Below are 13,439 nucleotides of genomic sequence, written 5' to 3'. Positions count from 1 at the left end.
CGGATGCTGCCCATCAGTTGCCATTGTACACTGACATGGGCAACGCTGCGCGATGATTGTCGTGCAATAACGACCGGGCACGGCTTGCCGTGCCCGGCAGGAAGCGATGATAGTACTGCTTGGTCTAGCGGATCAAGTTAATGGTGTAGGCGCCGCCTTCAAACGCGGTCGAACTAATGCCACCGGTAAAGAGCCGCACACTCACAAAGCGGGCGCTGAGGTAGCTGCACCGGGGCGTACCGTTTTGCCCGTTGGGCGGCGGCGGGGGAAAGCCGGTGCGACACGCTTGGGAATTGCTGCTGTTGAGGTTGTAGGGCGGATCATCAACCCAGCCATCTCCATCGGCATCGACGCGCTCATCCGGATCGAGCAGCTCAACCGTGACAAAGCCGATAATCCGGTACGAGATGTTGTTGCCGGTGCCTTGGGCTTGATCAAAGACCGGCACTAGCCCCACCGGACGGGTGCGCGCGCGATACTCGATCTCTTTGGTGAGGGCGTTGCCCAGCGCGCCGGTATTGACCGGCAAGCGATCGCCAATGTTGATTTGGTGCCGGGTGCCTTGGCACCAGAAATAGGTTTGGGTGTCTCGTGGCGTTGCACTGTCGCAGTCGCTGCTATTGCCGTTAGACGGATTGCCGTTGGGCACCAGATCAACCGACCCAAAGGCGCCGGGCAGGTCTTTAAAGGCCCCGCTCTGCGGCCCAAAGATAATCACATTGCCACCCTGCGTTTGCATCGCTTCGGCGGCCTGCCGCGACACGGCGAGCGGGATGAGTTCAGCGCCGGGGGGCGCGCCAATCGGGCCGTAAGCGGCTGTCGCCTGCGCATCAGCCGGTAGCCAATCAAAGCCGAGCACCGGAATAAAGAACGTGGCAAACTGGTACGAAATGGTGACTTGGATCCCGCGTGCTTCAGCGGGAATGGCGCCGCCTGCCACCACCGGGCCGATCACCGAGCCATTACGGCGGGTGTAGTTCGCTGTCCATGTCAAATCGGTAATGCCGGTCAGATTTTGCGCTGCCAACGCTTGGGCGATGGCGGTACGCACCGCCGTACCGTTCTGATTGGCCTGCCGGGCCAACAACAAGCCGCGGGTACCGGCGAGGGCCACGGCATCGGCAGCGGTTGAAGCGCGGCGACGGTGCTCGAAGACAAACGAACCGTCAACCGCCAAGCCGGTGAGGGCTAGTATCGCTACCAACGCGAGCGCAAAGACGACAATCGATTGGCCACGTTCGCGTCGTCGCCATTGGGTGCTTATGAAGCGCATTCCTCTCCCCCCATTCCTTTTAACAGCCGCCAATTAACGGCACCGTCGTTTCACTGTTGAGCGTTAGATTCCCTAACGGGCCAATGTTGAAAAAGAGTGGTCGAAACGGATAGCGAATCTCGATGCGCGCTTGCGGCGTATTCGTGTTGCACTGACTGCGCGCGATAGTAATCATGGCATCGGTGACCGGCGGTTGCAACCAATTCAATTCGGTGCGCACCCGGTTGCGGATGCCGGAGTCATTAGCAGGATTTTGCGCGGCAACGTAGCCTGCTTCAGCGACCGCCGAACGCAGCGCCATGCGCACGTTAATCGCCATCGCGGCATCGAACATGCCCATCAGCAACACGATGAGCACCGTGACGATCAAGGCCGTCTCAACGAGGGCCTGTCCTTGCTTTCTCGGTCGTGGTAGATGCATAGCCTGCCCCGTGCATTAACAGCCGGTCGAGATAGTACGTGATGAGGTGGCGGTAAACGTTGGATCGCCCATCATTGCACCGCTCAGCGGATCGAGCATCCGCACCTGATAGGTGAGGGTGACGGTGACGGGGGTGCCAAAATTGCGGTTGCCGGTGTAGGTAATCACCAGATCATTCCGCACCCGATTGAGGTCAATCACCCCCGGCAGCCGGTCAATCACTTGGGTGCGAATAGCGGCGAGATCGGCATTAGTTGGGCAAGGGCGCACCATGGCCGCGCGCGCGCCTTCACGCACCGCATACTCGACTTGAGTATTGACAAAGAGCACGTAACCCAGATTCATCACCCCCAGCATCAGCAGTAAGAGCACTGGCGCCACCAGCGCAAATTCAACGAGACTCTGCCCGCGCCGAATAGATCGCTGCATCGTTCGCCTCCTCTACAGTTGCTAGGAGTTGCCCGTTACGCACTGTCACTGCCACGCGCAGGGTTTCACCGGCGGCAATCGTGAGGGTTTGCAACGGCGTGGCTTGTTCATCACCCACCATTATGGTGTAACGTCCCGGCGTGACATCAACAATCGTGTCGAACGGCGCCCGGATCAGCTCGTTGCCTTGCTGGTCGTACAGCCGGAAGACCGGCGTGATCGCGCGCGACATCGCGGCCACCAGTTGCTCGACGTTATCAGCCGTGTAGTAGGCGCCCTCAGCCGCAGCGGCAATCGCTTGCAGACTGCGTTCTTGCTCGTCATTCACCGCAAAGCCAATCACGTGCAACTGAGCATACGGATGCGATGCGCGCATTTGGGCGGCCACCGTCACCGGATCGCCGTTGCAACTCTCTTCGCCATCGCTGAGGAGCACGATGCTGGCCGGTTGTTGCGGATCGAGCAGTTGCAACGTTGCGGCGAGACTAGCGGCGAGCGGTGTTCGTCCCCACGGCGCCGGCGTGATCGCAGCCACCTTCGTTTGCAGGGCCGCCGGATCGAGCGGTGCGGGGGCGGCAAGCATTTCGATGTCGCTGCAATCGTGCGGACGATTGCGACCATAGGTATGCAGCCCAACCGGGATGTCGGCTGGCAAGCGGTCAATGAGCTGTTGCAAGGCCGTGCGGGCAATGGCAATCTTCTGTTCGCCATTCAACCGCGCCAGCATGCTGCCGGAAGCGTCGAGGATGAGATGAATCTGGCTGACGGTTGGGAGCACGAGCGGCTCGTCGCCAGCGTTGATCACCACGATGCGGCCCATCTCAGGGGCGAGCGGCGGCAGATTGCTGGCGGCGCCAGTGCGATCGGTGACAGTGCCGGCAATGACCGCTTGGCCGATCGGGGTGAGAGTATGCGCCGACCCGCCTTGCCACAGTGTAGGCGATGCAATGCGGCCAATCATACCGGCAAGCATCACGCAGACGGCGAGGAAGAGGACGGCGCCGGCGACGCGCGGCAGCGATGGCCGCTGCCACTGCCACTGCCAGCGCCGAGGCGCTGGCGCTTCACGGGGTGGTTCGCGCCGGCTGAGCGCCAATTGCAAGCGGACGGTAGCGGCCAGCTCTTCCACCTCATGGCGGTTATCACCGGCAGCGATGAGCGCTTCGAGCGTCTGGAGCGCGGTTGCCAGTTGGCCGGCGCGAAGCTGGTTAAGGGCTTCCTCAAGCGAAGGCTGCGGTGTTGTTTCCGCGGTCATACGAGTACCCTGTCTGTGTGTTATAACCCAAGTTCAGCAAAGCGCACCACGGCCGGCCCAAGCAGGACGGCGAAGATCGCGGGAAAGATCAGAAAGACGAGCGGAAACATCATCTTGACCGGCGCTTTATTGGCCTGTTCGTAGGCCCGTTGCCGGCGGCGCACGCGCATATCATCGGCTTGGGTGCGCAGCACGCGACCAATGCTGACGCCCAATTCTTCGGCCTGATTGATCGCAACCACAAAGCTGCGCACATCTTCGACTTGGGTGCGCTGCGCGAGTGCATTCAAGGCTTCACGGCGCGAGCTGCCCATCGCCAAATCGCGCAGGGTGCGGCTGAATTCGCGCGCCAGCGGATGCGACCACTTCGTCACGATCTCTTGCATGCCGCTTTCAAAGCTGAGGCCGGCTTCGGTCGTCACCACCATCAGATCAAGCACATCGGGCAGCGCATTGATAATCTGCTGGCGGCGCTGCTTGATCCGGCGGCCAAGCCAGAAGTCAGGGATGACAAACGCGACGGCAACGAGCAGCAGGGCGATAGCCACCGTATTGAAGGTGAGCGGCGGTTGCAACCCGATCCACCCGGCGCCAACTGCGCCGGCTGCGATCAAGGCCATCAGCAATTTCAAGCCGGCAAACTCGTTGGCCCCCATGCCGCCGGGATTGCCGGCCTGCAACAACCGCTGGTGGAGCGTATCAAGCCAGTGTTGCGGCCAGAACCACAGCGCAAGCCGGGCGATGGTGGCGGCAATAGGCACAATCACGCGCTGGCTGAACGGGCGGGCCAGTTCTTGCTCGCGGACGACGACCGGATGCTCTTCGCCATTGACCAGAAAGGTATCGAGCCGGCGGCGAATATCAGCGTGGCGGCGTACCTGTGTCAGGCCAAGCACCATCAACCAGACACTGACCCCGGCGAGGGTGCTCATTGTGATCAAGATGGTCAGCGACATGGTTGCCTCTCAGATGCGAATGTTGGCAATGCGGCGGATGACGATAAAGCCAGCGATCCAAAAGATGCCGGCGATAATCGGGATCAAGATCGGCCAGCCGGGCTTAAAGACGGCGAGAATGTAGCCGGGATTGATGGTGAAGATAAAGAGCGCCAAGCCAATCGGGATCAAGCCGACAATCCATGCCGAGAGGCGTTGCATCGAGGTCATCACCCGCACTTCTTGACGCAGCTTGCTGCGTTCGCGAATAGTGCTGCTGATGTTTTGCAAAATCTCGGCGAGGTTGCCGCCGACGCGGGCATTGATCTTGATCGCTGTAACCACCATGCTCATATCGTCTGATTCCATCCGTTGGGCAAGATTGTCGAGCGCGTCGGCCAGCGGCACGCCGAGCGTGATTTCTTGGCTCGTGCGTTCAAACTCAAGGCGGGTCGGCTCGCGCGCTTCTTGGGCGACCAAGCGCAACGCCTGCACCAAGCTAAAGCCGCCGCGCAGGCCATTGACAATAATAGTGAGCGTTTCGGGCAACTGGGCATTAAATTCTTGGCGACGGCTGCTCTGCCGCATCGCCATCCACCATGCCGGCAAGAGGAAGCCAAGGATAGCAGCCGGCAAGATCACCAGCAGATGTTGCCAAATCCACCATGCCACGCCGGCCAGTACCACCGGCACCGCGGCGCGCAGCAGCAAATACTCGGCAGTGGTGAGCGGCACATTGGCCTGCTCGAGCGAATGGGCAATGCGGCGGGCAAAGCTGCGCCGGCTCATCAACTCATTCAGCCGTTCGGCGATTTGCGCGCCGGTGAGCTGGCGTTCGGCGCTCTCACGGGCCAACTGTTCGAGTTCAGAGGTATATTGATCGCGCAGCCGGTTGCGCAGCACTTCGCGATCGCTTTGGAAGGCGCGCCAACCGATAACCACGAACGCGACGCTCAGCAAGATGCCGCCGCTCGCCGCCAGCGCAATCAAGATCGAAGGTTCCAACAGCTACCACATCGTGTCCACCTCGATGAGTTAGCGCTCGTGGCGCGACGCGCCAAAACCGAAGATGTGCGGCGGCAGGTAGAGATCGTGGCTGGCCAGTTGCTCAAGGAAGCGCGGGCGAATGCCGGTCGGCACCATCCGGCCTACCACTTGCCCGTCGCGCATGCCTTGCTGCTGGAAGACGAACAGTTCAGACATCGTCACCACATCGCCTTCCATCCCGGTCACTTCACAAATCTTGGTAATCTTGCGCGAACCGTCCTTCAAGCGGTCGAGTTGGACGATCAGGTTAATCGCCGAGGCGATCTGCTCGCGGATGGCCCGTTGCGGTAGATCGAGACCGGCCATCAGCACCATCGTCTCGAGGCGGTGAATGGCGTCGCGCGGGCTATTGGCGTGTAGCGTGGTCATTGAGCCATCGTGGCCGGTATTCATCGCCTGCAACATATCGAGCGCCTCGCCGGCGCGGCACTCGCCGACCACGATCCGGTCGGGGCGCATGCGGAGCGCGTTGACGACCAGATCGCGGATCGTCACCTCACCCTTGCCTTCGATGTTTGGCGGCCGGGTTTCGAGCGTCACCACGTGGCGTTGTTGCAAACGCAGCTCGGCAGCGTTCTCGATCGTGACAATGCGCTCGTCGGGGGGAATGAATGACGAGAGCACATTGAGGATCGTCGTTTTGCCGGTGCCGGTACCGCCCGAAACGATGATATTGAGCCGGCCTTGGACGCAGACCCGCAACAACTCCATAATTTCGGGCGAGGCCGAACCGCGCGCAATCAGATCATGCACGGTCAACGGCTGCTTGAAGAACTTGCGGATGGTCAAGGTCGGCCCATTGAGGCACAGCGGCGGAATGATGGCATTCAGGCGCGAGCCATCGGGCAAGCGGGCGTCCACCATCGGCGTGGTTTCATCGCAGCGGCGGCCAAGCGGGGCAATAATCCGGTCAATGATCCGGCGCACGTGTTCGTCATCGATAAAGGTGGCGCCGGTCTCCTCGATCTTGCCATTGCGCTCGATCCAGATCTGATGGGGGCCGTTGACCATAATCTCGGTCACGGTGTCGTCATGCAAGAACGGTTCGAGCGGCCCCAACCCAAGCAATTCGGCTTGGGCGAACTTGATCAACCGGGCCCGTTCGCGCTCAGAGACGATGCGGCCGCTGCCTTCGAGTTGTTCCGTCACCAATGCCGCAATCCGGCGGGGAAAGTAGTCGGGGTCGCGGCGGGCGCTGGTCGGTTCGGGTTCCGCCAGCAACTTGGCCTGTACCGCCGCCACCAATTCGCGGTCTTCGCGGGCAGCGACGAGTGGCGTCGGAGCGCGGGGGGCCGGTGATGGCGCTTCGGGTTGCGGCGCGGGCGCCGGCGCAACCGGTTCAGGCAGATTGGTCGATTCAGGGCGAGAGAAACGCAGCCGAGCCATAGAGAAACCTCGCTAGCAGATGATGTAAGCTGGAACGGATTGTTATCGCTTCCACGCCGGCAAGAAGCTCTTGCCGCCAAACCAACCGCGCTGCTCTTTGCCCTCGTTGGGGGCCAGCGAGAGCAGTTCAACCTGCTCGCCGGCGATATGGGCCGCCAACTTGCGCAGCCGCACCGCCGCCCAGCTCTGCGCATTCGACATCACCAGCGGGATGCCGCGATTGATGCTGTACGTCACCATTTCACCGGCGCTGGGAATATTGGCGCTGACCGGTTGGCGCAGATGCTGCTGCACATCTTCGAGCGCGATGCCATCGACGCTGGGGAAGCGGTTGAGCACAATTGACACCGAACCCTTGAGGATATTGTGCTGGCGGAGATAATCAAGGAAATGGCGGGCATTCTTGAGCGCCGGCACTTCAGGGGTAGTGACCACCAGAATGTGGTCGGCCTGCGCCAGCAGGGTCAGGGTGATCTCGTCGAGGAAGCTCCACGTATCGACGATGACGTGATCGTAGCGTTCGAGCAGCGCATCGAGCACGCGCTCGATCTGGGCGCCGGTCACTTCACCGGCCAGTTCGGGCGTGGTGGGGGCGAGCAGCACATCAACCCCCGAGGAGTGGCTTTGCATCACGGCGCCCATCAGGTCATCATCGATCTCGTCGCTGCGCAGCACCAGATCGGCCAGCGTATGGCGCGACCACAGATTCAGATGGGTGCCGACGTGACCGAACTGCAAAGCCAGATCGGCCAAGGCTACCCGGCTGCCACTGAGCTGGCGCAGGGCAACCGCCAAATTGGTGGCGATAAAGGTGGTGCCGGCGCCGCCTTTGGGCGAAATCACGGCGGTCAGCTTGCCGCGACCGTGGCCGCGTGCGGTGGGTGTGCCGCCCATCTGGCGGCGGCGGTTGAGTTCAACATCGAGCGCGCGCCGTACACTCGACACTAGCTCGCTGTAACGAACCGGCTTGGCCAGCACATCGCGGGCGCCGGCCAGCATCAACCGGCGGAGGTTCGCCATATCCTGCTGTTCGACGAGCGCAATGCACACGACCGAGGGCAAATTGGCGTAGATTTGGCTGATCAGTTGTTCGGTCTGCGCTACCGGTCGATCGACAATCACCACGTCGGGCCGGGTCTGCCACACCAATTCCAACCCGCTGGCGGCGACGCCTACCCGTTCGAGCCGGTTGGTATCGGGTTCGGCAGCCAATCGCCGGATCCAATCGGCATCCAGTTGATCGGCGCCGGTGAAGACCACAATCCGCATCGAACGCTCATTCACGATAGTCATAACGCAGTACTCCTTTGTAGGTAGACGCCTAGCGCAGGCGGTAGCGGCTCATTAAGGTATCAGTGTCAATCGAGGGCACAGTAAACGGTTCACGATCGCGGATCGAGCGCAGGGTGAAGTCAACCACACCGCCAACGTCCTTCACCTGTTTGATCAAGACGGCCTCAGCCGGATCAACCAGCAGCAGCAGCGAGACCGGCGCCGTTTCGCTGCCATCGGTAACGGTGGGATGGATCACGCGAAACACCTCGATGTTTTGCAGGGTCACCCCGGTGGCGATAATCGGATCGCGCTCTGGATCAACTTCAATTGGCACACTCAGCAGCAGATCGAGCCGGTCGCCGGGGCGAATAATGTCGAGTTCAGCCAGCAGATCAAGTACGGGGAAGGCGAACAATACTTTGCCAGCGGGGATTTGGCTGCTGATCGGCGCATCGGTGGCGCTAGCGAGGCTGCGCGCAGTAAAGAATTCACCCGCGCCAATCGGCGCGATCGTGATCTGGTTCTCGAGTTCTTGCGGCGAAGTAATCGCCGTGGGCGGCACTAAATCAACCGGAAACTCTTTTAACACCAGATCAGCGCTGCTAATCAACGCCCCCATTTCCAGCGAGCGCGCCGCGACTGGGATCGGGATAGTGGCTGCTGACCGTTGCGCAGCAAGCTGCACTTCTTGGCGGGCCTGTTCGATGGCGCGCAGCTCTTGTTGCCGGATGAGGTAAAATACGAGCAGTCCTGTACTAATGGCGAGGATTGCGCCAAGACCGATGAAAAGCCAACCGTATCGCCGATTCACCGCTGTTCTCCTTGACCAAGACTGATGACCGATAGTGAGACTTGCCTGTTATCTTGGCAACCGTATCATAGCGAGCGAAGGCGCATTTGTGAAATAACAAATCCTTTAATCAGTTTGTGCTATAACCCGGAAAAATGAACATTTTTAGCATGACGACGAAATTATTTGTTGGTTGAACTTGTCAATACGAGAACATTACAAAATCATGACAATGATTTTACAGCGTTAGAAAGCAAAAAGTCGTATCTTCGCTTTGATGGCATGTAGAAAAACAGGGAAACGTGTCATGGCGACGTGTCTACGAGGGTTAAACGTAGGCGTAATGCGTCGCGGATGGTATGATTCTTTGATGAGAGAACTGACAACTTGTTAGCGTCGTTCACAATCTCAGCCGCCAATCGCAAGCACTATATGAGGAGCGCACGACAATGTATCACGCATGGTTTGCCGCCCAAGACGATCCCAACGAGCGGTATCCGCTGACAGAAGTGGTGTATTACAGCCGGTCAGGCGGGTTACTCGAGGTTCAGCACGACATGGCTGCGCTGGCCCAGCGCAGTCCGGAAGAGTGGAAGCGGCTGTTTGATGAGCGCTGGATGCGAACCACATGGCCATACGGCAGTGGCGTCTGGGGGAAGAAGGAATGGGTCTGTCCGATCGTTGCTGACGACAACGTGGTCAGTATGTTTGAAGGCGGCACCAATCTCTTTTGGGCCGAGCGCTTTGGGCGTGAGATCGGGCTCGATGACCTCTGGATCAAGATGTGCGGCAATTCGCACACCGGCTCGTTCAAAGATCTCGGTATGACCGTGCTGGTCAGCGTCGTCAAGCAGATGATCAGCGAAGGCAAACCGATCCGGGCAATTGCCTGCGCTTCGACGGGGGATACATCAGCGGCGCTGGCGGCGTATGGCGCGGCGGCCGGCATTCCGACGATCGTATTCTTGCCGAAAGGCAAGGTCAGCATTGCCCAGTTGGTGCAACCGGTCGCGCATGGCGCGCTGGTGCTGGCGCTCGACACTGATTTCGATGGTTGCATGCGGATCGTGCGCGAGATTACGGCCAACCCTGACAACGGCATCTACCTCGCCAATTCGCTCAACTCGCTGCGGGTCGAAGGCCAGAAGACGGTTGGGATCGAGATTGTGCAGCAGTTTGATTGGGAAGTGCCGGATTGGATCATCATTCCCGGCGGCAATCTCGGCAACACCTTTGCGCTCGGCAAAGGTCTGTTGATGATGTATGAACTCGGTCTGATCAACCGGTTGCCGCGCATTGTGACCGCGCAAGCGGCAAATGCCAACCCGCTGTACCGGTCATACCTCACCGGCTTTCGCGAGTATGAGCCGATCAAGGCGCAACCGACCGCGGCGAGCGCCATCCAGATCGGCGATCCGGTGAGCATTAATCGCGCGATCAGTATTTTGCGCCGGTTTAACGGGATTGTGGAACAGGCGACCGAGCAAGAGCTAGCCGATGCCGCGGCCCGCGCCGATCGCACCGGCGCGTATGCCTGTCCGCACACCGGGGTGGCGCTAGCAGCGTTGATTAAATTGGTGCAACGCGGCGAGATCAAGCGCAGTGATCGGGTCGTGGTGATCTCGACGGCGCATGGGCTCAAGTTTAGCCGCTTTAAAGTCGAGTATCATGAGGGTACATTGCGCGATGTGGTTGGGCACTATGCCAACCCACCGATCGAATTGCCGCCCGACGTCGATGCCGTGCGCCGCGCGATTGAGCAGCGGTTTGGGGAATGACGCCAAAGAGGCGTTACCCGCCTATCAGCGAAGGAGGTCATGTGAGAATCGATCAACGCCAACTAGCTTTCGCCCTTCTCGGCGGCATGGCCGGCTACACATTGGTGCGCGGGTTGCTGAACATTATCTTCGGCGATCCGCTGCAAACGATCGTCTTAACGTTCATCGTCTCGGCGATCTTCGGCGTGGCGACTTGGCTCTACTGGCGGGGTTGGGAAGGGGCACGCTTTTTTGCCACGGCTGGCGTTGCGCTAGTTGTAGCGTTTGGTTTGCCGCTCAGTCAAGAATCGCTGGTGCTCTTTACGCCGCTAGCGTTTGCAGTGGCGATCACCAATACGCAATGGGTGGCCGGGGTAGGGTTGGCGATGCTGGTCGTTTTGCTCGGTCGCGATATTGCTGATGGCGTGTTCGATAGCGTCTACGCCAGTCTTGCCGTCGGGGCCAGTTATCTCGTTCAAGTGATCGCCTTTGCTGCGGCGCGTTTTGCGCTTGATACGGCCCGGATCGAAGCTGAGCGCAATGCCGCGCAAGCCCAAGCCGCCAAAGCGGAGATCGAGGCGCGGGCAACGGCGATCGAGCAACAGCGGCGCGAGCTGGCCGAGCAAAACCAGCGCCAGCAAGAGCTGCTCGAGCTGGTCAGCCAGCTTGAGACGCCGGCGGTGCGGATTGCCGAGGGGGTGTTGCTGGCGCCGCTGGTGGGCGGGATCGATAGCCGGCGGGCAAGCAGGATCACTAGCCGGTTACTCGAACTGGTCTATGAACGGCGGGTGAGTCTGGTGATTCTCGATGTGGCCGGCGTGCCGGTGATCGATACCGCAGTCGCTAATGCGCTGACGCAGACGGTGCGGGCGTTGCGTTTGCTCGGTTGCCGGGTGACGTTAACCGGCATTTCGTCGCAGGTAGCGTTGACCTTGACCCACATTGGGATTGAGTTGCATGAGCTGGAAGTGGCGGCATCGCCGCAAGAGGCGTTGCAGCGTTGGCTGAGCGAGCAGAGCACGCTGGCGCGCAATCAGCGTCATGGGTTGAATTGATGCGGTCAAGACGGGTAGCTATGGTGAAAAAAGCGCCGGCAGCGCCGCTGGATGTGAGCATCTGCTATGACATTGACCAGTAAGACGCTGCGCAAGGCGATTGTTGACCGGGCATTGGCCGGACAACCAACGTCGCCATTGTGCCCGCATGCGCGGGAATGCGGCGGGTGCGCATTTCAAGATCGAGCGTACGCCGATCAAGTGGCGGCGAAAGCTGCCGTCTTACGCGAACTGTACGCGAGCAGCGGGATCAGGGTTGATGGGTTTGTGGTTGTGCCCTCGCCGAACCCATTTGCCTACCGCACCCGGATGGATTACGTCGCTACGAAGGGGCGCTTTGGCTTGCGAGCGCGCGGCAAGTTTAATTACATTATCGAACTCACGACATGCCATTTGATTCCACCGGCGGCATTTGCCGCGGCGCAAGCGGTGTGGCGGCGGGCCGGCGAGTTGGGCTTGCCCGATTACGATATTCGGGCCCATACCGGTTTTTTACGCTATGTGGTGGTGCGGCGCAACCTAAACGACGAATTGCTGATCGCGGCGGTGACGGCTGCCGGCGGTGATGAAGCAACGATGGCTGCGCTAGCAGAGACGGCGCTGGCCCAGCCGGGGGTGACAGGCTTTCACTGGTTGGTTAATGACACCCTCACCGATCTATCGTTCGGCGAGCCGCGCCGGCATTGGGGCGCTGCCGAGCTGGCGATGCGCATTGGCGAGATGGTCTGTTTCGTTGGCCCCAATACCTTCTTTCAAAATAATGTCTATCTCGCGGATCGGTTGATCGGCGATGCGGTTGAGGCGGCGGCAGTTGAGCCAACCATGCGGGTAGCCGATCTCTACGGAGGGGTCGGCGCGATAGGGTTACATCTGGCCCGGCGGGCAGCCAGCGTTGATTGCGTTGAAGCGGTGGCGGACAGCGTCACGTTGGCGCAGCGCAATGCGATCGCCAATGGCGTAGCAAACTTGAACCCGATCTGCGCCGATACGCTGGAGTACTTGCGCGCGCAGCCAGCGGGCAGCTTGCCGGTGATCGTGGCTGACCCGCCGCGCACCGGCTTAGGGCCGCAGGTGTGCCAAGAACTCCTCAGAATTGGGCCGCAGCGGATCGTCTACGTCTCGTGTAACCCGCTCACCCAAGTCGCTGATCTCCAGATATTAACGGTGTCGTACCGCGTGATCGGCCTGCGCGGATACGATATGTTCCCGCACACGCCGCATGTCGAGGCGATTGCGGTATTAGAGCGAGCAGCATAAACTGAGCGCAGCGGGATGCTAGTGTCGCCAGCATCCGCGCCTGCGCTCTGCCAGAGTCGAGCTTGTCCGCCTTACGGCGTCACCGTCAGCGTGCCCTTCATGCCAGCCAGATAGTGACCGGGGAAGGTGCAGATGTAGAGATAGGTGCCGGGGGGCGGCGTGCGGAAGGTAACGCTGCCGGTCTGGCCAGCATTGAGCATCGGCGTCCACGCCAAAGCGCCGGGCGTATCGGGCGGCGGCACGAAGAGGGCATCAGCGTTGGCCTGCGCAGCGTTGTTCACGGCGGCGGCCACATCATCACCGCCATTGACCAGCACCCAGTTGTGTTGGACGCCGAGATTATTTTGGTTGACAAAATCGAGCTTCACGACGGTGTTCGCAGGTGCGCTCAGTGAAGTCTGGGCGAAGGCCAAAGCATTCGGATCGGCTTGAATCTGGATCGTTTGGGCCGGGGTTTCGTTCACCACATTGGCGCCGCCAGCGGCGTTGGTGGCTTGAGCGGCTGGGGCTTGGGTCGGCTGAGTAGCGGCCGGCGCCGCGGTGGGGCGGGGGGTGGCGG

Annotated in this window: 13 protein-coding genes; 3 read left to right on the top strand and 10 right to left on the bottom strand. The window is 60.5% G+C overall.

Annotation, left to right across the window (positions count from 1 at the left end; genetic code table 11):
• Positions 1–124: 124 nt before the first annotated feature.
• From A6A03_RS09620 to cpaB, 9 genes are read right to left on the bottom strand one after another with little or no spacing between them, the layout of a single operon-like run.
• Complete coding sequence (locus A6A03_RS09620; RefSeq protein ID WP_066787077.1) at positions 125–1,273, bottom strand: pilus assembly protein TadG-related protein; 1,149 nt, start codon at positions 1,271–1,273, stop codon at positions 125–127.
• A gap of 19 nt (positions 1,274–1,292) precedes the next feature.
• The gene (locus A6A03_RS09615) at positions 1,293–1,694 is read right to left on the bottom strand and encodes a TadE family protein (RefSeq protein ID WP_082908950.1); all 402 of its coding nucleotides are present in this window, start codon (positions 1,692–1,694) and stop codon (positions 1,293–1,295) included.
• 15 nt (positions 1,695–1,709) lie between these two features.
• A complete protein-coding gene (locus A6A03_RS09610; RefSeq protein WP_066787071.1) occupies positions 1,710–2,123 on the bottom strand; it encodes a TadE/TadG family type IV pilus assembly protein in 414 nt (137 codons plus the stop codon).
• On the bottom strand, positions 2,086–3,378 hold the full coding sequence (locus tag A6A03_RS09605; RefSeq protein ID WP_066787068.1) for a VWA domain-containing protein: 1,293 nt from the start codon (positions 3,376–3,378) through the stop codon (positions 2,086–2,088). The genes A6A03_RS09610 and A6A03_RS09605 overlap by 38 nt, the downstream gene beginning before the upstream one ends.
• 20 nt (positions 3,379–3,398) lie before the next feature.
• Positions 3,399–4,334: a type II secretion system F family protein gene (locus tag A6A03_RS09600; RefSeq protein WP_066787065.1), complete on the bottom strand. Its 936-nt coding sequence runs from the start codon at positions 4,332–4,334 to the stop codon at positions 3,399–3,401.
• A gap of 9 nt (positions 4,335–4,343) precedes the next feature.
• Positions 4,344–5,318, bottom strand: a complete 975-nt coding sequence (locus A6A03_RS09595; protein WP_082908949.1) for a type II secretion system F family protein — start codon at positions 5,316–5,318, stop codon at positions 4,344–4,346.
• A gap of 30 nt (positions 5,319–5,348) precedes the next feature.
• Positions 5,349–6,746 (bottom strand): TadA family conjugal transfer-associated ATPase, encoded by a 1,398-nt coding sequence (locus A6A03_RS09590; protein WP_066787060.1) that lies wholly within the window; start codon positions 6,744–6,746, stop codon positions 5,349–5,351.
• 42 nt (positions 6,747–6,788) lie between these two features.
• Positions 6,789–8,039: a CpaE/TadZ family protein gene (locus tag A6A03_RS09585; protein ID WP_066787058.1), complete on the bottom strand. Its 1,251-nt coding sequence runs from the start codon at positions 8,037–8,039 to the stop codon at positions 6,789–6,791.
• A gap of 28 nt (positions 8,040–8,067) precedes the next feature.
• The gene (gene cpaB, locus A6A03_RS09580; RefSeq protein WP_172812299.1) at positions 8,068–8,832 is read right to left on the bottom strand and encodes a Flp pilus assembly protein CpaB; all 765 of its coding nucleotides are present in this window, start codon (positions 8,830–8,832) and stop codon (positions 8,068–8,070) included.
• A 428-nt stretch (positions 8,833–9,260) separates the two neighbouring features.
• Between cpaB and thrC the strand changes: the two genes are divergently transcribed.
• The 3 genes from thrC (at position 9,261) to rlmD (ending at position 12,880) form a co-directional block, all read left to right on the top strand.
• Positions 9,261–10,589, top strand: a complete 1,329-nt coding sequence (gene thrC, locus A6A03_RS09575; protein ID WP_066787052.1) for a threonine synthase — start codon at positions 9,261–9,263, stop codon at positions 10,587–10,589.
• A gap of 41 nt (positions 10,590–10,630) precedes the next feature.
• Positions 10,631–11,623 carry an STAS domain-containing protein gene (locus A6A03_RS09570; RefSeq protein ID WP_066787049.1) on the top strand — a complete coding sequence of 331 codons (993 nt, stop codon included), beginning with the start codon at positions 10,631–10,633 and terminating at the stop codon, positions 11,621–11,623.
• A 66-nt stretch (positions 11,624–11,689) separates the two neighbouring features.
• A complete protein-coding gene (gene rlmD / locus A6A03_RS09565) occupies positions 11,690–12,880 on the top strand; it encodes a 23S rRNA (uracil(1939)-C(5))-methyltransferase RlmD (RefSeq protein WP_066787044.1) in 1,191 nt (396 codons plus the stop codon).
• 71 nt (positions 12,881–12,951) lie between these two features.
• Here rlmD and A6A03_RS09560 read toward each other — a convergent pair.
• Positions 12,952–13,439 (bottom strand): plastocyanin/azurin family copper-binding protein (locus A6A03_RS09560; RefSeq protein ID WP_066787041.1); only part of this gene is annotated, 488 nt, incomplete at its 5' end.

It is taken from the genome of Chloroflexus islandicus, from assembly GCF_001650695.1.
Classification (GTDB): Bacteria; Chloroflexota; Chloroflexia; order Chloroflexales; family Chloroflexaceae; genus Chloroflexus; species Chloroflexus islandicus.
This window is presented reverse-complemented; position numbering and strand designations above follow the sequence as displayed.

What these genes read in the sequence shown, in the direction of transcription:
- A6A03_RS09620 (WP_066787077.1), bottom strand. Translation starts at nt 1,273, where the DNA reads ATGCGCTTCATAAGCACCCAATGGCGACGACGCGAACGTGGCCAATCG.
- A6A03_RS09615 (WP_082908950.1), bottom strand. Translation starts at nt 1,694, where the DNA reads ATGCATCTACCACGACCGAGAAAGCAAGGACAGGCCCTCGTTGAGACG.
- A6A03_RS09610 (WP_066787071.1), bottom strand. Translation starts at nt 2,123, where the DNA reads ATGCAGCGATCTATTCGGCGCGGGCAGAGTCTCGTTGAATTTGCGCTG.
- A6A03_RS09605 (WP_066787068.1), bottom strand. Translation starts at nt 3,378, where the DNA reads ATGACCGCGGAAACAACACCGCAGCCTTCGCTTGAGGAAGCCCTTAAC.
- A6A03_RS09600 (WP_066787065.1), bottom strand. Translation starts at nt 4,334, where the DNA reads ATGTCGCTGACCATCTTGATCACAATGAGCACCCTCGCCGGGGTCAGT.
- A6A03_RS09590 (WP_066787060.1), bottom strand. Translation starts at nt 6,746, where the DNA reads ATGGCTCGGCTGCGTTTCTCTCGCCCTGAATCGACCAATCTGCCTGAA.
- A6A03_RS09585 (WP_066787058.1), bottom strand. Translation starts at nt 8,039, where the DNA reads ATGACTATCGTGAATGAGCGTTCGATGCGGATTGTGGTCTTCACCGGC.
- thrC (WP_066787052.1), top strand. Translation starts at nt 9,261, where the DNA reads ATGTATCACGCATGGTTTGCCGCCCAAGACGATCCCAACGAGCGGTAT.
- rlmD (WP_066787044.1), top strand. Translation starts at nt 11,690, where the DNA reads ATGACATTGACCAGTAAGACGCTGCGCAAGGCGATTGTTGACCGGGCA.